The organism is Mucilaginibacter sp. (assembly GCF_039921305.1).
Taxonomy (GTDB): Bacteria; Bacteroidota; Bacteroidia; order Sphingobacteriales; family Sphingobacteriaceae; genus Mucilaginibacter.
In genome coordinates, this window is record NZ_JBDSCA010000011.1 from 24,156 (window position 1) to 43,020 (window position 18,865).

18 protein-coding genes are annotated in these 18,865 nt (G+C 41.9%); 10 read left to right on the forward strand and 8 right to left on the reverse strand.

Going from position 1 to position 18,865, the window contains the following annotated elements:
• On the forward strand, window positions 1-396 hold the full coding sequence (locus tag ABIN91_RS01835; protein ID WP_348047840.1) for a hypothetical protein: 396 nt from the start codon (window positions 1-3) through the stop codon (window positions 394-396).
• Window positions 397-454: 58 nt separating this feature from the next.
• Window positions 455-964 carry a phosphoribosyltransferase family protein gene (locus ABIN91_RS01840; RefSeq protein ID WP_348047842.1) on the forward strand — a complete coding sequence of 170 codons (510 nt, stop codon included), beginning with the start codon at window positions 455-457 and terminating at the stop codon, window positions 962-964.
• On the opposite strand, the gene ABIN91_RS01845 is transcribed toward ABIN91_RS01840, so the two are convergent.
• Genes ABIN91_RS01845 through ABIN91_RS01860 form a run of 4 tightly spaced genes read right to left on the reverse strand, consistent with a single transcriptional unit; the run spans window position 952 to window position 4,366 of the window.
• A complete protein-coding gene (locus ABIN91_RS01845; protein ID WP_348047844.1) occupies window positions 952-1,506 on the reverse strand; it encodes a shikimate kinase in 555 nt (184 codons plus the stop codon). The genes ABIN91_RS01840 and ABIN91_RS01845 overlap by 13 nt on opposite strands.
• 35 nt (window positions 1,507-1,541) lie before the next feature.
• The gene (locus tag ABIN91_RS01850) at window positions 1,542-2,600 is read right to left on the reverse strand and encodes an ABC transporter permease (RefSeq protein WP_348047846.1); all 1,059 of its coding nucleotides are present in this window, start codon (window positions 2,598-2,600) and stop codon (window positions 1,542-1,544) included.
• 2 nt (window positions 2,601-2,602) lie between these two features.
• The gene (locus ABIN91_RS01855) at window positions 2,603-3,802 is read right to left on the reverse strand and encodes a BT_3928 family protein (RefSeq protein ID WP_348047848.1); all 1,200 of its coding nucleotides are present in this window, start codon (window positions 3,800-3,802) and stop codon (window positions 2,603-2,605) included.
• Between the two features lie 9 nt (window positions 3,803-3,811).
• The gene (locus ABIN91_RS01860; protein WP_348047850.1) at window positions 3,812-4,366 is read right to left on the reverse strand and encodes a DUF1599 domain-containing protein; all 555 of its coding nucleotides are present in this window, start codon (window positions 4,364-4,366) and stop codon (window positions 3,812-3,814) included.
• 193 nt (window positions 4,367-4,559) lie between these two features.
• On the opposite strand from ABIN91_RS01860, the gene folP reads away from it, so the two are divergent.
• Window positions 4,560-5,414 (forward strand): dihydropteroate synthase, encoded by an 855-nt coding sequence (gene folP, locus ABIN91_RS01865; RefSeq protein ID WP_348047852.1) that lies wholly within the window; start codon window positions 4,560-4,562, stop codon window positions 5,412-5,414.
• 455 nt (window positions 5,415-5,869) lie between these two features.
• Window positions 5,870-6,289, forward strand: a complete 420-nt coding sequence (locus ABIN91_RS01870; protein WP_348047854.1) for a response regulator — start codon at window positions 5,870-5,872, stop codon at window positions 6,287-6,289.
• Window positions 6,290-6,295: 6 nt separating this feature from the next.
• Here ABIN91_RS01870 and ABIN91_RS01875 read toward each other — a convergent pair whose 3' ends face one another.
• Entirely contained in the window at window positions 6,296-7,066 is a 771-nt protein-coding gene (locus ABIN91_RS01875) for an MBL fold metallo-hydrolase (protein ID WP_348047856.1), read from the reverse strand.
• An 89-nt stretch (window positions 7,067-7,155) separates the two neighbouring features.
• Here ABIN91_RS01875 and recJ point away from each other — a divergent pair, with 89 nt between their 5' ends.
• The 3 genes from recJ (at window position 7,156) to ABIN91_RS01890 (ending at window position 11,261) form a co-directional block, all read left to right on the forward strand.
• Window positions 7,156-8,874, forward strand: a complete 1,719-nt coding sequence (gene recJ / locus ABIN91_RS01880; RefSeq protein ID WP_348047858.1) for a single-stranded-DNA-specific exonuclease RecJ — start codon at window positions 7,156-7,158, stop codon at window positions 8,872-8,874.
• A gap of 20 nt (window positions 8,875-8,894) precedes the next feature.
• On the forward strand, window positions 8,895-9,635 hold the full coding sequence (gene lptB, locus ABIN91_RS01885) for an LPS export ABC transporter ATP-binding protein (protein ID WP_348047860.1): 741 nt from the start codon (window positions 8,895-8,897) through the stop codon (window positions 9,633-9,635).
• 102 nt (window positions 9,636-9,737) lie between these two features.
• Window positions 9,738-11,261, forward strand: coding sequence for a GH3 auxin-responsive promoter family protein (locus tag ABIN91_RS01890; RefSeq protein ID WP_348047862.1), 1,524 nt, complete (start codon window positions 9,738-9,740; stop codon window positions 11,259-11,261).
• Between the two features lie 87 nt (window positions 11,262-11,348).
• Here ABIN91_RS01890 and gcvP read toward each other — a convergent pair whose 3' ends face one another.
• Together gcvP and ABIN91_RS01900 are read right to left on the reverse strand one after the other, a co-directional pair.
• The gene (gene gcvP / locus ABIN91_RS01895) at window positions 11,349-14,240 is read right to left on the reverse strand and encodes an aminomethyl-transferring glycine dehydrogenase (protein WP_348047863.1); all 2,892 of its coding nucleotides are present in this window, start codon (window positions 14,238-14,240) and stop codon (window positions 11,349-11,351) included.
• Between the two features lie 155 nt (window positions 14,241-14,395).
• The gene (locus ABIN91_RS01900) at window positions 14,396-15,115 is read right to left on the reverse strand and encodes a pyridoxine 5'-phosphate synthase (RefSeq protein WP_348047889.1); all 720 of its coding nucleotides are present in this window, start codon (window positions 15,113-15,115) and stop codon (window positions 14,396-14,398) included.
• Between the two features lie 85 nt (window positions 15,116-15,200).
• On the opposite strand from ABIN91_RS01900, the gene ABIN91_RS01905 reads away from it, so the two are divergent.
• A complete protein-coding gene (locus ABIN91_RS01905; RefSeq protein WP_348047865.1) occupies window positions 15,201-15,692 on the forward strand; it encodes a DNA-deoxyinosine glycosylase in 492 nt (163 codons plus the stop codon).
• A 67-nt stretch (window positions 15,693-15,759) separates the two neighbouring features.
• Window positions 15,760-17,097 carry a zinc dependent phospholipase C family protein gene (locus ABIN91_RS01910; protein WP_348047867.1) on the forward strand — a complete coding sequence of 446 codons (1,338 nt, stop codon included), beginning with the start codon at window positions 15,760-15,762 and terminating at the stop codon, window positions 17,095-17,097.
• Here ABIN91_RS01910 and ABIN91_RS01915 read toward each other — a convergent pair.
• Entirely contained in the window at window positions 17,094-17,702 is a 609-nt protein-coding gene (locus ABIN91_RS01915; protein ID WP_348047869.1) for an START domain-containing protein, read from the reverse strand. The two genes, ABIN91_RS01910 and ABIN91_RS01915, sit on opposite strands and share 4 nt — an antisense overlap.
• Window positions 17,703-17,922: 220 nt before the next feature.
• On the opposite strand from ABIN91_RS01915, the gene ABIN91_RS01920 reads away from it, so the two are divergent.
• Window positions 17,923-18,795, forward strand: coding sequence for a hypothetical protein (locus tag ABIN91_RS01920; RefSeq protein WP_348047871.1), 873 nt, complete (start codon window positions 17,923-17,925; stop codon window positions 18,793-18,795).
• Window positions 18,796-18,865: the final 70 nt, after the last annotated feature.

Below are 18,865 nucleotides of genomic sequence, written 5' to 3' on the forward strand. Positions count from 1 at the left end.
ATGGATCCCGAAGAACTATTAAACGAAAAAGAAGGCAGCGAGCCGCAAAAAGAAAGTCCGCTTAAAAGCCTGGAGCGCGATTTGAAGATCTATAACGAATCAATCAAAGATGTGGCTATCACCATTATGATGGAAGGTATGTCGTCATACCCCATCTTCGTCGCCCATCAGCACGAGGTGAAATTGGGTGAGGTGATCCTTGATAGAAATGAATTAAATACCGACTGGACCATCAACGCGTCAACCCTCGAAGAATTCATCGAGGCAGGTGTAATTAAAGCCGAACTTAAAGACCGCTTTTTGCGTACTTACAAAAAACCAGAAGACGTAATGTGTGTATTTGTGGTAGTGCCCGAGGGTGCCAATTTTGTGTATTACCCTTACAACAGGCGCTAAATTTATCTTTATAAATTAACACACCTTTACTACCTTAGTACGCAAGAGCTACAGCACCATGTCCGACAAGAAGATCATCGTTTTAAACGCCCAGCAAATACAGCAAAAGATTGACCGTATGGCTTACCAGGTTTTAGAAGATAACCTGGCCGAAACCGAGATCATCATAGCCGGCATCCTACCCCGAGGCAACTTGGTGGCCCAAAGGTTAAAGGCGGTTTTAGATGGCATAGCCCCATTTAAAACTAAATTGATCATTATCGATCTGGATAAAAACAGCTCTGCCCTGCATGCTTCACTTAACGTAGATGTGAATGAATGCGCCAACAAAGTGATCATTTTGATTGATGATGTATTAGCCAGCGGCAAAACATTAGCCTACGGTTTAGGCGTCTTCTTAGACGTACCACTAAAAAAAATGCGGACTTTGGTATTAGTTGATCGCAACCACAAAAGCTTCCCCATAGCAACCGATTTTACAGGCATAGCCCTGTCAACCGTATTAAAAGAACATGTAGATGTAGTATTGAATGAAACCGGCGAAGAAGACGCGGTTTATTTAAGATAATCCACTATAATTTGCTCCGCCTTTTCTGAATTCAGATTCAAGCCTTCCACAACAAAAGTAGCCTTACCATAAAAAGGTTCGCGTTGGGCTAAACGTTCTTCAATAAAAGCAACTAACTCATCGCCATGTTTACCTTGCAAAACAGGCCTGGTAGTTTTACCATTATCCAATCTATCGGCCAATGTTTTGGGAGATAGCTTTACATAAAATGTTTTGCCATGAGTATTCATCCAATCCATATTGTCGAAAAAGCATGGTAAACCTCCGCCTGTTGATATGATAGCGTTGGCCGGATAATCGGTTCGCTTTAAAAGATCAGACTCTTCTTCACGAAATTTAGCTTCACCGTTTTGAGTAAAGTACTCGGCAATGGTCATTCCCTCTTGTGCTTCAAAAACATGATCCAGATCAATAAATGGGTATCCTAAACGGTTAGCCAGCTTTTTGCCAAGCGTGGTTTTACCACACCCCATAAAGCCAACTAAAAATATCAGGCCAATATTTTGTTCTGTTTGAGCGGTTGAAGAAGTATCAGGTAACATTCGCCAAAAATAGAATATAATTCGCGTTTATAAAATCAAGCCAGTTTCACCCTCGGGTCTATCACCGCATAAAGCAAATCAACCAAAATATTGATCACTACAAATATCAAAGCAATGAACAATATTGACCCCATCACCACAGGGAAATCCGAAGTATCCAAAGCATTAACCGTAGCCTTGCCTAAACCATTATACCCAAAAATGTACTCCACAAAAAACGAACCTGCCAGCAATGATGCAAACCACGATGCTATGGCTGTTACTACGGGATTCAAGGCATTCTTCAAGGCGTGTTTGTAAACAATCGTCCGGTCATCCAAACCTTTCGCTTTGGCGGTACGGATATAATCCTGACCTAAAACATCCAGCATAGCACTACGGGTTAGCTGTACAATAATAGCCAGCGGACGTAACCCTAAAGTGATCATCGGTAGTATCAAATTTTTCAAAGTCAATACCTCGCCTTTAAAGGGGTCATAACTGTATAAACTGCCCGACATGTTTAACCCCGTAAACTTACTTAGTACAAAACCAAATACCCAGGCTATCAATATGCCAGCGAAAAACGATGGTGCCGAAACCCCGATAATAGAAAACCCCACCGATAGTTTATCTATCCAGGTATTCTTGTTCACCGCGCAAACCACCCCCAAAAATATCCCGATAATGGTAGCAAATATCATAGCCGTAGTAGCCAGTATCAAGGTATTGGGTATCACGTCCATTAATGTGGCCGAAACATCTTTACGGGTTTGGTATGATCGTCTTAAATATGGCCATTTCAATGCGATAACCTTTTCAACCGAAACCCCAAATAGTTTTACATAATGATACCGGGTTTGCTCCTCCACATTATCAGCATGCAAACCTATCGGCGAAAGATCATTCAAATAATAAGCGAATTGAACCGGGATGGATTTATCCAAACCAAACTCTTTCCGCACCGCCTGTAACGATTGAACATCGGCACGTTGCCCCTGTGTCATCCTTGCGGGATCTACCGGCAGCACATTGAACAAAAAGAACACCACGCCAACCACGCCCAGCATTACTGCCAATCCATAACCTAATTTGCGCAGTGCGTAGCTTATCATAATTAACGTGGGGCTATGTATTGATTAACCAATTGATCATAACTTGGCACCGAATGAAAATGCCATTTGTTGATGATGGTACCATTCTTCATCAAAAGCACACCGGGGTTAGCCCTTACCATACTCTTCAATGGTACCTCATCAGCATAAAACACCTCGCTAAACAAATGATTGGCCTTACTAAAAGCCTCAGCATCCTTAGCCGAGTTAGAGGTTAACAACACCGTGCGGATATTAAAATTCTTAGCCAGATCAAGTGCCATCGCATTCAACTTCCCAATAGCATCCGCATTGGTTTTATCCAGATTATAGGCCACAATGATCACATTATAAAACGGGTTTGATAACAACTCATTGGTATAATCACTTCCCTGTGCATCGTTGATCCGCAGGTCAATTATCTTTGGCGAAAAGCCTTTTTTGATCAGCTTACTTTCTGGCTCACCAACTATTTGCCAGTTAACATCCTTCCAAATGTTGTTCTTCAAATAATCAGTACTGCTCATTACCTTAGCTTCGCCAGTCTTTTTATTTTTAAGATGATAGGTTAACTGGTACTCATCAGGTATCGCACCCGGCGGCGTTTTCATTTCTTCCGGGATATTGGCTCCAACTTTATAAGCCAGGAAATCAATCACCGGTAAAAAGTTATAAGTATAAATACCGATACCAAAGGAAAGCACAACAGCTACCAATACTATGCCCCGCTCAACAGATTCACTCTTAAACAACGGCTGTATTTTATCCCGGTTAATAAATATCCAGATGATGAGCACAAACAAAGCCACATCCTTACTGAAAGATTGCCACGGCGTTAATACAATGGCATCGCCAAAACAACCGCAAGTTTGTACCACATGGAACGCGGCCGAATAAAAGGTCAAAAACGTAAAAAAGATGATCAGCAGCAGCAATCCCCAGGCTATCCGCTTACCATAAGCGCCTATCAGCAAAGCAAAGCCAAAAAACATCTCGAGCGCGCATAAAAATATAGCTATGCTTACCGCGAAATTACCCAGGAAGCTAATATGAAAAACCTCAAAGTATTCTTCCAGCTTATACGAAAACCCCAACGGATCATTCGCCTTGATCAATCCCGAAAAAATGAACAAAAGGCCAACCAGTATGCGGCATACCCAGAGAGCCCCACCCGCCCCTTGAAGGGGAAGCCTTTTAACGGAATCTTTATTATAATCTTTCATTTGGAAATTTTAAACTCCCCCTTTAGGGGACTGGGGGGCTTTGATCAATGCGAAAACCGCGTAATTCAGCATATCCTGATAGTTGGCCTTCACACCTTCTGATGCTACGGTTAAACCTTTATTATCTTCTATTTGCTTAACGCGAAGCAATTTCATTAGTATCAGGTCTGTTAGCGAACTGATACGCATATCTCTCCAGGCCTCGCCATAATCATGGTTTTTGGCAAACATCAGCTCCTCCGTTTCAGTGGCTTTCAAATCATACAACTGGCTAACCTCTTCAACAGAAAGTTCCATTGGTGCATCAGGCCTCAACTCTATCTGCATCATCGCTATGATGCAATAATTGATAATGCCTATATATTCGCCAAGCACATCATCATCAACCATAGCCACCTTCTTCTCTTCAAGCGTGCGGATGCGTTGGGCCTTGATAAATATCTGGTCGGTAACCGATTCGGGGCGTAGCACGCGCCATGCCGTACCATAATCACGGGTCTTCTTCAAAAAAAGCTCCCTGCAAACTTTAATAACCGCTTCGTATTCTTCTGCTGTATTTGCCAAAACTATATTATTCTATTATGTTGAAAGTTGTAAAGTTTCAAAGTTAAAATGTTAAAGCTAATTTAGGTTACTTTTGGAGTTAAACTGTTTTATCTTTGAAGTATTGCATAAAACAAACATTACAACCTCAATCTTTCTTGCGTAAAAACAACATTACAACCTTAAAACATTTCAACCCCTCAACTTCCTCTTAATGGCTAAAGATACATTTTTCCATAAAAAGACAACCCTTAATATAGGCGGCAAATTGGTCGATCTGCAACAGCCAAAAGTAATGGGCATCATCAACATCACCCCCGATTCCTTTTTTGCCGATAGCCGTAAAACAACCGTAGAAAGCGCCTTAAGCCGGGCCTCAACAATGCTGGCCGACGGTGCCGATATCCTCGACATAGGCGCTTACTCGTCACGCCCCGGCGCAACCGATATCTCCGCACAGGAAGAAACCGACCGCCTGCTCCCCATCATCCAGGCCATTGTAACCAACCATCCGGAAGCCATCCTATCTATCGACACCTTCCGTTCACAAGTTGCCGAAGCCGCTATCAAAACGGGTGCGCACATCATCAACGATATCTCCGGCGGAAGTTTAGATCATGATATGTTTTCCACAGTAGCCAAACTGCAGGTCCCATACATCCTTATGCACATGAAAGGCTCGCCACAAAATATGGTACAACAAGCCAATTATCAGGATGTATTCAGCGAAGTATTCAACTACTTTGTCAACAAATACCACCAACTCAAAACCCTCGGTATTCATGATGTTGTTATCGATCCCGGCTTCGGTTTCGCCAAAACCAACGAACACAGCTACACCCTCATGTCGCGCTTACAAGAGTTCAACCGCCTTGGCCTACCCATATTAGCCGGAATATCCCGTAAACGCATGGTTTACCACTTAACCGGTGGCACAGCCACCGATGCCCTCAACGGCACAACAGTACTCAATACCATAGCCCTAACCAAAGGAGCCAACATCCTACGCGTTCACGATGTAAAAGAAGCGGTTGAAGCAGTAAAGATCTGGCAAATGTGCCAGCAATAGATCAGGGATAACGATCTCGATAACCACAATAACTTAAGGGGGGATAAAGTAAGATTATTTTTGTGCTTTTACTCAAAAAACTCACTAATTGCCTATTGCATGTATGGCATCAACAAAAGTTTTGCCTTATGTAAATATTTGTGATATTTGGCCCTGCTCAAACAGTCCCTGATTAACTGGCGCGGCTACTGATATTGCAGTGAATACTGTATGCGATGAATAGCGCAATAAGCAATACTTTTAAAACTTGGCCATACAATTTTTGCACTAATAACTTACCATAGTTTAATTTGATTACATTTAGCCACTTTTTAAAGAAAATGAACACGGTGTTTGAACCGGTGTTTTTAAGGCTCACAATTGATTTTAAAAACACACCTCAACACTAAATTATTGCGTAAATAATAGTAACTTAGATTATAACCTTTTAAATACGGATTCCGTATACTGCTGATATGACAATAAATGCCAAAGCCGTAAGCATTCTTTTGGTTGACGATGACGAGATAAACAACTTCATCTCGGTTAAACTAATTAAGAAAACATTGCTCAATACCGAGATCAGCACTTGTCTGAATGGGAAATATGCCATTGAACAATTGGTTGCCATACAAGATACCAATCCTGATAAACTACCCGACTATATTTTACTGGATATCAACATGCCGATAATGAACGGCTGGGAGTTTTTAGAAGAATATAAACGGCTGGGTATTGATCCTAATGGCAAAACTAAGATCTTCATTATCTCATCATCAGTTTTTAATAACGATATTAACAAAGCAAAATCATACACACTGGTTAAAGATTTTATCTCAAAACCACTAAGCGTTGATAAAATAAAAGAAGTGCTTAACCTGGTTAATGCAGGTTAATGCAGGTTAAACCGGTATCACCTTAAAGCTTTCGTTTTGATACTCAACCCGGCCAACCGGGTTTTTCTTTGCGTGATAAAACAGGCAAGCCCAGTTTTCTTCTGCTGCCTTTTTACCATATATCTCACGCAGTTCCATCGCCTTACGGGCATCATAATCATACTTAGCCATAAATTTGCGGAGCAGTTGTTCTGGTTCTGGAAGTTCGTCACCACCGAAGAATATCTTTTCGCCGTTTTCTTCCAATAACCAAACATGGTGATATGGGCAGTGCCCGCCGGATAGCTGGTAACTTATGCCGGGTTTAAACTCGCCATCCCCTTCCACGAAAGTGAAATTGGCCGAGCGTTGTAATATGTTGAATATATCGGTATGGTATGATGATGATTTCCCTTGGAACGCAAACTCCCATTCACCACGCTGAACCACATGCTCTGCACCCGGAAAAGCGGGTTCCCATTTACCACCACGCTCTACAACCAAACCACCACTATGATCATAATGCAGGTGCGACATCAATACCAAAGTTACATCCTCGGGATCAAAACCGGCATTACGGATATTCTGATGCAATACCAATTCGTCCTGGTTATTTTTAAAACCTAAGCCGGCATCAAATAAAATGAGGTCTTTATCCGTTTGAATGAGGAATGGATTAACGTGGATAAATAATGAACCCGGCCTTTCGGATGTTTTATTGATAAGCGGATCGAAAGGAATGAACTTTTTGGTGGCATCAACCGAGTACGAGCCTTCTTCGAGTGGAAAAATATGCATTGTATAACAACGGATTGTGAGTAATTAAACGAACTATACTATCCAATTAATAACTCAATAACTATATTTACTGTTTCAACAGCTAAGATATGCAAAAAAGGTGGTCGATAAAGGGGAAGCCCGGTGATGAGGATGTCAAAAAACTATCGACTGAATTAAATATTGATGATATTTTAAGCAGTTTACTGCTACACAGGGGCATTACTACGCTGGATGAGGCCAAATATTTCTTTCGGCCAGACATTAATCACCTGCACGATCCATTTTTGATGAAGGGCATGGAAAAAGCCATTCTTCGGATAGAAGCGGCTTTTGAAGCTGGTGAAAAGATCATGATATATGGTGATTACGATGTGGATGGAACTACATCGGTAGCGCTGGTTTACAGTTTCTTCAAAAGATATTATCCCGACTTAGACTATTACATACCCGACCGCTATAAAGAAGGCTACGGCATATCCACACAAGGAATTGACTTCGCAAAAGAACATGGTTTTACTTTAATTATCGCGCTGGATTGTGGTATTAAATCCGTCGATAAAATTGAATACGCCAATACTTTAGGTGTCGATTTCATCATCTGCGATCACCATATGCCGGGCGACGAAGTACCCGATGCTGTTGCTGTTTTAGATCCTAAACAGAAAGATTGCGAGTATCCATACAAAGAGCTTTCGGGCTGTGGCATTGGTTTTAAACTGATACAGGCTTACGCGCAAAAAAATGACATTCCGTTCGAAAGTATATTAAGCTATCTTGAACTGGTAGCCATTAGCATTGCCTGCGATATTGTACACATTACAGGCGAGAACCGGGTAATGGCCTACTTTGGCTTACTCAAAATAAACAGCGACCCATGTATTGGTGTGAAAACCTTAATGCTGGCGGCGGGCCGTACAGAACACTACAGTATTAGTGATATTGTGTTTAGTATTGGCCCGCGCATAAACGCGGCTGGCAGGATTGATGATGCCAAACACGCGGTACAGCTTTTGATAGCCTGTACCGAAGAAGCGGCTAACGAGAAAGGCTCTATCATCAACCTCAAAAATATTGAACGCAAGGAGCACGATCTGAATATTACCGATGCAGCCCTGGATATGATAGACCGCGACCCGGCAATGATAGCCCGTAAATCAACCGTAGTTTTTAACGCCGATTGGCATAAAGGGGTGATCGGCATTGTGGCATCCCGTTTAACGGAAAAATATTACAGGCCAACTATCGTGTTAACGCGCAGTAATGGGCACGTGGCAGGTTCGGCACGCTCTGTTTATGGTTTTGATTTGTATGAGGCTTTATGTGGGTGCAGCGACCTGTTAACCCAATTTGGCGGGCATAAATATGCCGCGGGCTTAACCATGCCGCCTGAGAATGTAGAGGCTTTTAGCGCCCGGTTTGAGGAGGTGGTAAATGCTACCATTACCGATGAAATGCTGGTGCAGGAGATCCGCATTGATGCCGAGTTGAAGCTCAAGCAGATCGACGCCAAATTTTTCAGGATATTAAACCAATTTGCGCCGTTCGGGCCCGAGAATATGTCGCCGGTATTCATCACAAAAAATGTGTATGTTAGCGGTAGCGCCAGTTTAGTTGGCGCTAACCACATCAAAATGACCGTGATACAAGAAGGCTCCGCAAGTTTTGATTGCATTGCTTTTAACATGGGCGAGCATTTAGCTAAGATGGCTAAAGGCATCCCGTTTGATATTTGTTATACCATTGAAGAAAATGTTTGGCGCGAAAAACGCAGCATCCAATTAAATATAAAAGGCATCAAAACATATGATGCCATGATTGTTGAGTAATATAAACCGAAATAGAATTAATGATTTTACGTGCCGATAATTTAATAAAGCGCTATAAAAAACGCACCGTTGTTAACGATGTTTCGTTTAATGTTGCCCAGGGCGAGATCGTGGGTTTGCTGGGGCCAAATGGCGCAGGTAAAACTACATCCTTTTACATGATCGTAGGTTTGATCAAACCTAACGAGGGCCGTATTTTTTTAGATGATGAAGAAATTACCGGCGATGCCATGTACCGCAGGGCACAAAAAGGCATAGGTTATTTAGCTCAGGAAGCATCCGTATTCAGGAAGCTGACGGTTGAAGATAACATTAAGGCTATTTTAGAAATGAGCAAACTCACCAAAGCCGACCAAAAAGATAAGCTTGAAGAGTTAATTGATGAGTTTAGCTTACATAAAGTGCGCAAAAACCGCGGCGACTTATTATCAGGTGGTGAACGCCGCCGTACCGAAATTGCCCGTGCACTTGCCGCCGACCCTAAATTTATTTTGTTAGATGAACCCTTTGCCGGGGTTGACCCAATAGCCGTAGAAGAAATTCAAGCCATTGTAGCCCGCCTGCGCCACCGTAATATTGGTATTTTGATAACCGATCACAACGTACAAGAAACATTATCCATCACCGACAGGGCCTATTTACTGTTTGAAGGCCGGATACTGGAATCGGGCGTACCGGAGGTATTGGCCGAGAATGAAATGGTACGTAAGGTTTATTTGGGGCCTAACTTTGTTCTGAAACGTAAAACATTCGCACAATAAAGAAGAGTCAAGAATCAAGATGCAAGAATCAAGAGTGAAAATATCAGCTTTAGACTTTTATCTTGATTCTTGCATCTTGATTCTTGACTCTAAATATAAATTATGACCCTCGTTAACTCCGTAGTAGCCTGGTTTATGAAAAAGCGTATCCACCAGATAGAGCTTTTTCAGAAGTTCCCGAACGAGGTGCAGGAGGAATGGTTTGAGCAATTGATAGCCAGCGCCGAAAACACCGAATGGGGCAAGCAACACCATTACCGCGAAATTGAGAATTTAAGGCAGTTTAAAAATCAGGTTCCTATACAAACCTATGATACGCTACGCCCTTATATTGAGCGGATGATACAGGGCGAAGCCAATGTGCTTTGGCCATCAGAAATTAAATGGTTCGCCAAATCGTCGGGTACTACTAACGACAGAAGCAAATTTATCCCGGTAAGCGAGGAATCGCTGGAAGAATGCCACTTTAAGGGCGGCAAGGATATGCTCACCTTGTTTTACCAAAACCGGCCCGATGGGCAGATATTTAATGGGAAAGCGCTTACTTTGGGTGGGAGCAGTCAAATCAGTCCGCTAAATGCTGCTACATCTTTTGGCGACTTATCCGCAGTAATTATCAATAATTTGCCCATGTGGGCGCAATTTCATCGCACTCCCGAAATATCCATTGCCTTAATGGAAGATTTTGAGGAGAAGATAGAAAAGATAGCCCTGGCTACCATTAACGAAAACGTAACCTGTTTGAGTGGAGTGCCAACCTGGAACATTATTTTGTGTAAACGCATCTTAGAAATAACAGGAAAGAAAAACCTGTTGGAAGTTTGGCCTAACCTCGAACTCTACTTTCATGGCGCGGTAAATTTTACCCCTTACCGGGAACAGTTTAAAAAACTGATACCAAAGGATGACATGTATTACCTTGAAACCTACAACGCAAGTGAGGGCTTTTTTGGCATACAGGACACAGAAGAACCCGGCGATATGTTACTGATGCTCGATTATGGCATCTACTACGAGTTTTTGCCAATGGAAAACTTGTTTGATGAGCAACCCAATACTTTAAGTTTAGACGAAGTTGAACTGGATAAAAACTACGCGCTCATCATCAGTACCAATGCCGGGTTATGGCGTTACCAAATTGGAGATACAATTAAATTTACCTGCCTTTCGCCTTACCGCATACAGATAACTGGCCGCACTAAACATTTTATGAATGCTTTTGGCGAAGAAGTTATTATTGATAACGCGGAACGCGCTTTAAGCGAAGCCTGCCGGCAAACGGGGGCTATTATTAAAGAATATACGGCCGCGCCTATTTACTTTTCGGATGATAACGGTGGCGGACACGAATGGATCATAGAGTTTGAAAAAAAACCTGCCGAGTTTGAACGCTTTATTGATCTGCTGGATGAAACTTTGAGGCAAATTAATTCTGATTACGATGCCAAACGATTCAGGGATATTGCGTTGAGAAGACCTCTTGTACATGCAGCACCAAGCGGTACTTTTTTTATGTGGATGAAAGACCGGGGGAAATTAGGCGGACAGCATAAAGTGCCAAGACTGGCCAACAACCGCGAATATGTGGATTCGGTTTTAAAGCTGATGAGCGAAGTGAATGTTTAATAGCAATAGCTTATAATAATAAAACGCCATTGCTTCATAATTGAGCAATGGCGTTCTATTTATTTCTTGATTCTTTTTTCTTGAGCCTTACTCAATAGCGCTTTCCTCAAACTCATACTCCTCAATCGGCGGGCAGGTACAAATCAGCGTTCTATCACCATAAGTATCATTCACCCGGCCAACAGACGGCCAGAATTTATGAGCCGCCACATAAGCCAGCGGGAATGCCGCTTTTTGGCGTGTGTAAGGGTGCTCCCACTCATTCGCTGTAATTACAGCAGCAGTATGCGGGGCATTCTTCAAAGGGTTATCAATCTTATCAATCTTACCATCGGCCACATCCTGTATCTCGTGGCGGATAGCTATCATCGCATTGCAGAACCTATCCAGCTCATGTTTAGGTTCCGATTCCGTAGGCTCAACCATAACCGTTCCCGCCACCGGGAAAGATACCGTTGGCGCGTGGAAACCATAATCCATCAAACGTTTGGCAATATCCGTAACCTCAATACCTGCTGTTTTAAACGAGCGGCAATCCAAAATCATCTCATGAGCGCAACGGCCATTAGCACCAGAGTACAACACCGGGTAATGTTTCTCTAAACGTGCTTTGATATAGTTAGCGTTCAGAATGGCATATTTGGTAGCATTGGTCAATCCATCCGGCCCCATCATCGCGATGTAAGCATGTGATATCAACAAAATAGAAGCCGATCCCCAAGGCGCTGCCGAAACCGCCGGGATAGATTTTCCCTGCTCAATATCAACAACCGCGTGTCCCGGAAGATAAGGCACCAAGTGTTTTGCCACACCAATAGGCCCCATACCCGGGCCGCCACCACCGTGTGGTATACAAAAGGTTTTATGCAAGTTCAAATGGCAAACATCGGCACCAATATTAGCCGGACTGGTCAGCCCAACCTGGGCGTTCATATTAGCGCCATCCATATAAACCTGACCACCATTGTCATGGATGATCTGGCATATCTCGATGATCGATTCCTCAAATACACCATGTGTAGATGGATAAGTAACCATCAAACACGATAACTCATTTTTATATTGTTCGGCTTTAGCTCGCATATCGGCAACATCAATATTACCGTTATCATCACACTTCACAACCACTATTTTCATACCAGCCATAGCCGCAGATGCCGGGTTAGTACCATGTGCAGACGAAGGTATCAAAGCGATATTACGGTGATGATCTCCCCTATCCTGATGATAAGCACGAATAACCATCAAACCGGCATACTCGCCCTGTGCGCCAGCATTAGGCTGCAAGCTCATAGCCGCGAAACCTGTTATCTCGCTTAACCATTTGTTCAATTCATCAAATATTTCCATATAACCACCAATCTGGTCAGCTGGTGCAAATGGATGCATCTTGCTAAACTCGGCCCATGTAACCGGAATCATTTCTGTAGTAGCGTTCAGTTTCATCGTACATGATCCCAAAGCGATCATCGAGTGGCAAAGCGAAAGATCTTTAGCCTCTAACGATTTAATATAACGCAGCATCTCGTGCTCTGAGTGGTGCGAGTTAAATACCGAATGCGTTAAATAAGCCGATGTACGTTGTAATTCTGTAGGGATAACGGTTTCAACATTCGCTTTCAGATCATCAAAACCAACATCACTGAAGTTAAGTCCTTTTACTTTCGCGAAGAACTTGATGATAGTTTTCACATCCTCAACCGATGTTGTTTCGTCCAGACTAATCGTAACCGCTGTACCTGTATAATGCAGGTTCATTTCATTATTAATAGCCTGCCCCTGTATCGGCGAAGCCTGCCCACCCAATTCAAATTTCAGCGTATCAAAGTATGCGCTGTTCAATTGCTCGTAACCCAAAGCCCCTAAGCCTTTAGCCAATAAAACAGATAATCCATGTATCCTTTCGGCAATCAGCTTTAACCCTTGCGGGCCATGGTATGCGGCATACATCCCGGCCATAATAGCCAGCAAGGCTTGCGCGGTACATATATTAGAAGTAGCCTTATCCCTGCGAATATGCTGCTCCCTGGTTTGCAAAGCCATACGCAAAGCATAGTTACCGGCGCTGTCAATAGTCACACCAATGATACGGCCCGGCATCGAGCGTTTATATTCATCCTTGGTCGCGAAGAAAGCCGCATGCGGACCACCAAAACCCATCGGCACACCAAAACGTTGTGATGTACCCACCACAATATCGGCACCCCATTCACCCGGTGGCGTTAGCAATACCAGGCTCATCAAATCGGCCACTACGGTTAATTTGATGTTTTTTTCGTGAGCCTTAGCGGCGAAATCTGTATAGTTATAAACCGCTCCGCTACCGGCAGGGTATTGTATAATAGCGCCAAACATTTGCTCGCTTAGTTCAACATTGCGGTGATCTCCAATTAGCAATTCAATGCCATAAGGCTCAGAGCGTGTTTTTAAAATATCAATGGTTTGAGGGAAAACCTCTTCGGAAACAAAGAAGATTTTAGCTCCGGTATTTTTACGCAAGCTATATTGCATAAACATCGCTTCGGCAGCGGCGGTGCCTTCATCTAATAACGATGCATTGGCAATCTCCATCCCCGTCAAATCCAAAACCATCGTCTGGAAGTTCAACAACGCCTGTAAACGGCCTTGTGCTATCTCTGCCTGGTATGGAGTATATTGAGTATACCATCCGGGGTTCTCTAAAATATTCCGCTGAATTACTCCGGGGACGATCACATCATAATAACCCTGACCAATGTAACTTTTAAACACCTTATTTTTTGATGCCGTTTGTTTCAGATCATTCAGATAATCAAACTCACTTTTGGCAACCGGCAAGTTTAAAGGAGCCTTTAAACGTATCTTTTCCGGAACGGTCTGGCTTATTAATTCGTCAACCGTTTTTACACCAACAGTTTGCAGCATCTCGGTTGTGTCGGCCTCGTTCGGAGCGATGTGGCGTTGCTGAAATTTTTCCTGGTAATCGATATTTAATTTCATGAAATGAGGTGAGAGTATTTTCACCGCAAAGGTATAAAATTCCCTATTCTATACCAACCCTTAACCAAATACTGACAATGCTTTTACCCTTTATTAAGTAATTCAGAATGAAGCTAAAACACTACTTTTTCTATAGATGTTCTGCCTTGATATACCTATTTAGCTAATTGCCTCAAATACATTTGAATAGTATTTTCCAATCCGTAATATAAGGCATCACTAACCAAAGCGTGTCCAATGCTTACCTCAAGCAAACCGGGAATGTTTTGAGCAAAATATTTCAAATTGTGCAGATCCAGATCGTGCCCGGCATTCAGCCCCAACCCTAATTGCTGCGCAATTTTAGCTGCTTCCACATAAGGTGCAATAGCGCTTTCTTTATCGGCATGGTAACCGCTGGCATATGCTTCTGTATATAACTCAATGCGGTTAGTCCCGGTTGTAGCGGCGGCTTCAACCATTTCGGCTACGGGGTCAACAAATATGGAAACCCGGATACCGGCCAGCTGAAACTCGGATATCACTTCTTTTAAATACGATTGATTGGCAATGGTATCCCAGCCATGGTTTGATGTGAGCTGCCCTAAAGCATCGGGTACCAAAGTAACCTGTGCCGGGCGGTTATTCAATACCAGTTTCATAAACGAATCCTCAACCGGGTTGCCCTCAATGTTAAATTCCGTTTTGATCACCTTTTTCAAATCATCAACATCCTGATAACGGATATGCCTTTCATCGGGGCGCGGGTGCACCGTGATACCTTCGGCACCAAAGCGTTCGCAATCCAAAGCAACTTTGATCAGGTCGGGATTATTACCCCCGCGCGAATTACGCAAAGTGGCAATTTTATTGATATTGACAGATAAGTGAGTCATGGCGGTAAAGATAAAATATTTACCATTGCTAAACATAATTATCATGGCAATGGTTTTAAGCTATACAATTCATACTTTTATCTTAATGCCAAAAACAGCCTTCAAACCAATTATCGATAAACAAACCGAGATCCTGATCTTGGGCTCAATGCCCGGCGAGTTATCCCTAACCCATCAGCAATACTATGCCAATGCCCAGAACGCTTTCTGGAAAATCATATTCGATGTATTCAATTCCGGGGAATCCTTAATTAACTATTCCGATAAGATCGCCCTGCTCCAACAAAATAAAATTGGACTTTGGGATGTGTTTGAAAGTTGCGAGCGCGAGGGCAGTTTAGATTCTAATATAAAAAATGGGGTTTTAAACAATTTTGAAGAGCTGTTTAAAACTCACCCCAATATTAAACTGATATTGTTCAACGGCGCAACCAGCCATTCATCATTAAAAAAGCAGATCCATATTTTAGGCAAAATCCCATACCTGATGATGCCATCAACCAGTCCGGCCCATACCATGGCCTACCAAACTAAATTAAACGCATGGAAACATGCTCTCACCAATATTTCTTTGTAACATAATTAAGCAGGCAAAACAATTATATCTTTAATTACTTTTATTAAGTACTTTCAACCCGATTTAAATGAAGCTCATAATAGCTTATAAGCGAACTATACTATTCCTTTTTTTGCTGATACTTCCTTATTCAACAAAGGCTTATTCCATTTTAAGCCATGAGGCCCTTGTTGATGCCAGTTGGGATAAGCATCTAAAACCTTTACTACAAGCCAAATACCCTAAAGCAACAGCCGACGATTTACGCAAAGCACAAGCTTATGCCTATGGCGGATGCCTGATGCCCGACATTGGTTATGCCCCTTTCGGCAGCACATATTTTACCGATTTGGCCCATTACGTACGTAGTGGCGATTTTGTTGAGAACATGATAGCCGAAGCCCAAAATTTGAACGAATATGCTTTTGCCCTGGGAAGCCTATGCCACTATATGGCCGATAAATACGGGCACTCGCTCGGTACAAACCAAATTGTACCCCTGGTATATCCCGAAATGAAAAAAAAATATGGCAACGTAGTTACTTACGAAGAGAACCACGCCAGCCATAGCAAGGTCGAAATATCTTTTGATGTTTTACAACTGGCCCGCGGCAACTACGCCACCGAAGAATATCATAGTTTTATAGGGTTTGAAATTGCACAGCCAGTTTTAGAGCGTGCCTTTTTAAGAACCTACGGTAACGATATTAGCGATATATTCGGCGATATGGGTTTAGCGGTGTCAACCTTCAGGTGGACGGTTAAAAGTTTGATGCCAACCGTAACCAGGGCCGCCTGGATCTTAAAAAAAGACGATATCAAAAAAATGAACCCAAGCATTACCAGCCGTAAGTTCCATTATAAACTGAGCCGGAAATCCTATTATAAAGAGTTTGGCACCAAACGCCAAAAACCGGGCTTTAGCGCACGCATGGTAGCATTTTTAATTCAAATACTACCTAAAGTTGGCCCGCTTAAAGCCTTATCCTTTAAAACCATTGGCCCCGAAGGCGAAAAAATATTTATCCGCAGTTTTGATACCGTACTGGTACATTATGATGCCGCATTAGATAGGCTGCATTACGAACGTGTTGAACTACAAGATGTAGATTACGACACCGGGCAACCAACCACCTCTGGTGAATACGGCCTTGCCGATAAAACCTACTGCGATTTATTGATCAACCTGCAAAAAGTGAAATTTAACAACCTTACCGATAACCTGCAAAATAACATCCTCAATTTTTACGCTAAAGCGGATACCCTCGCCCTCGCCAAAAAATATCCTTCGGATTGGAAGAAAGCCAGCATAGCGCTAAAGCAATTGCGCTATGCGCCCACAATAGTACAGGATAGTTTGAAAAACGCTAAGGGGATAAACTATAAGTTAAATGAGCCTGCTATCAATAAAACCGGAACCAATTAATCAACAATAAAAGGCAACTTCACATCCTTATAATCCTTCTTCTTCAATTGCACTTTAAGGCCTTCAAAGGTTTCCATTGGCCCTTGTGTGGCAAATAGGTTAACCAACCATGCCGGCACCGAGCCTGCCGGATCAACCTCCAGTTCATAGCTTACTTTAATAGCTCCATTCTCCGTCGGATTAATTATCCATTTACCAACGGAATGTGTGATCCGCACAATATTCTTCCTCGCAGGCACCATACCCAAAATACAAGGCGCATCAACAGTTACAACTTTGGTTTTAGGATTTTGGTTTACCATAATATGGGCCACATATTCACGGTTCTCGCAAGGCCAGGGCACAATAACTTCCGAATAATAATATAGCTCAGATGGTGATACTCTTTTTAAAATGCGGGCATCCTTACCATGATAAACCCACTCGCTACCGTGGTCAATATCCATAATTACATATACCAGCTGCGATGGCCGAACAGGTAAACTACATTCAACCTTAATAGCTTTGATCTTAGAATTAGCAACCGGGCGGGTATAAACCCGGATATCGTTTTTGGTTGTACTCAGTTTCCAACCATCCTGCGCAAAGCTTACAGTAGCTTGCAATAATAAACACAACAAAAATAGTCTTTTACACATATCAAACACAAAGCAACAAAAAAGGAGCTTTGCTTGGATATGTTGTTTTAAGATATGACTTTGGGGTGGATATTTAAGCAATAACGGATTTATCGAAATAAATTTTCCTGAAATAGAAACCTGAAATGTGCATATATAAACTTTATTGATATCAACTATATTTAAGTATTTTTATGAACCTAAAAACATGAGCAAAATAAATAAAAAAGATCAACAACAGAATCACACTGAGAAAGGCACCTATAATAGAAAATGTTTCATTATTATGCCAATTAGTGACCACAAAGATTATCCCGTAGGTCATTTCTTAAGAGTTTATGAACACATCATCAAACCAGCCTGCGAATTGTCTGGTTTTGAACCTATTAGGGCCGACGATGTAAAAAGCACTAATCTAATTGCTTTAGATATAGTGAAGCAAATAATCGAATGCGATATGGCTATCTGTGATTTAAGTTCAAGAAATCCAAATGTTTTATATGAAGTTGGTATTAGGCAGGCTTTTAATCTACCTGTTACATTTATAAAGGATTATAGAACTGAGCGCATATTTGATATCCAAGGCTTTCGAGATGTGGCTTATGATGAAACACTTCGAATCGATACTGTTGAACAAGAGATAATTGAATTGTCTGAAACAATGCAAAATACATTTCAAAACAAACATGAGATTAATTCCTTAATCGGTTTATTAGGCATTGAACCAGCAAAAATATCCACGACCAAAATAACTTATGAAACGGAATTAATTTTATCAACATTACAACTGATTGACAGCAGAATAGCCAAATTAGAATTGACTAAGACATCCTTAAACGACACTCGTGAAAAAACAAGGCGATCACATTTTGAACCAGTAAATTTAGATGGCTTAAAAATTATTGCTTTAGATGAATTAAACAAATTAAAGATTGGCGATGTTGTCATTCATAAAATATTCGGTGAAGGTGTCATCGTGAATACTGAATATGCTAACACCGATAAATTACAATTATTTATAAATTTTTCTAATTACGGACAGAAACATTTGTTGGCGAAATTCGCACCATTATATAAATAAGCACTTCAGAATACACTCCAACAAAAAAAGGGATGTAGTCCTAAAACTACATCCTCTAATATCTCAAATC

What these genes read in the sequence shown, in the direction of transcription:
- ABIN91_RS01845 (WP_348047844.1), bottom strand. Translation starts at nt 1,506, where the DNA reads ATGTTACCTGATACTTCTTCAACCGCTCAAACAGAACAAAATATTGGC.
- ABIN91_RS01835 (WP_348047840.1), top strand. Translation starts at nt 1, where the DNA reads ATGGATCCCGAAGAACTATTAAACGAAAAAGAAGGCAGCGAGCCGCAA.
- ABIN91_RS01905 (WP_348047865.1), top strand. Translation starts at nt 15,201, where the DNA reads ATGCCAAAAACAGCCTTCAAACCAATTATCGATAAACAAACCGAGATC.
- ABIN91_RS01910 (WP_348047867.1), top strand. Translation starts at nt 15,760, where the DNA reads ATGAAGCTCATAATAGCTTATAAGCGAACTATACTATTCCTTTTTTTG.
- lptB (WP_348047860.1), top strand. Translation starts at nt 8,895, where the DNA reads ATGATTTTACGTGCCGATAATTTAATAAAGCGCTATAAAAAACGCACC.
- ABIN91_RS01870 (WP_348047854.1), top strand. Translation starts at nt 5,870, where the DNA reads ATGACAATAAATGCCAAAGCCGTAAGCATTCTTTTGGTTGACGATGAC.
- ABIN91_RS01890 (WP_348047862.1), top strand. Translation starts at nt 9,738, where the DNA reads ATGACCCTCGTTAACTCCGTAGTAGCCTGGTTTATGAAAAAGCGTATC.
- ABIN91_RS01850 (WP_348047846.1), bottom strand. Translation starts at nt 2,600, where the DNA reads ATGATAAGCTACGCACTGCGCAAATTAGGTTATGGATTGGCAGTAATG.
- ABIN91_RS01900 (WP_348047889.1), bottom strand. Translation starts at nt 15,115, where the DNA reads ATGACTCACTTATCTGTCAATATCAATAAAATTGCCACTTTGCGTAAT.
- ABIN91_RS01840 (WP_348047842.1), top strand. Translation starts at nt 455, where the DNA reads ATGTCCGACAAGAAGATCATCGTTTTAAACGCCCAGCAAATACAGCAA.
- gcvP (WP_348047863.1), bottom strand. Translation starts at nt 14,240, where the DNA reads ATGAAATTAAATATCGATTACCAGGAAAAATTTCAGCAACGCCACATC.
- ABIN91_RS01920 (WP_348047871.1), top strand. Translation starts at nt 17,923, where the DNA reads ATGAGCAAAATAAATAAAAAAGATCAACAACAGAATCACACTGAGAAA.
- folP (WP_348047852.1), top strand. Translation starts at nt 4,560, where the DNA reads ATGGCTAAAGATACATTTTTCCATAAAAAGACAACCCTTAATATAGGC.
- recJ (WP_348047858.1), top strand. Translation starts at nt 7,156, where the DNA reads ATGCAAAAAAGGTGGTCGATAAAGGGGAAGCCCGGTGATGAGGATGTC.
- ABIN91_RS01875 (WP_348047856.1), bottom strand. Translation starts at nt 7,066, where the DNA reads ATGCATATTTTTCCACTCGAAGAAGGCTCGTACTCGGTTGATGCCACC.
- ABIN91_RS01855 (WP_348047848.1), bottom strand. Translation starts at nt 3,802, where the DNA reads ATGAAAGATTATAATAAAGATTCCGTTAAAAGGCTTCCCCTTCAAGGG.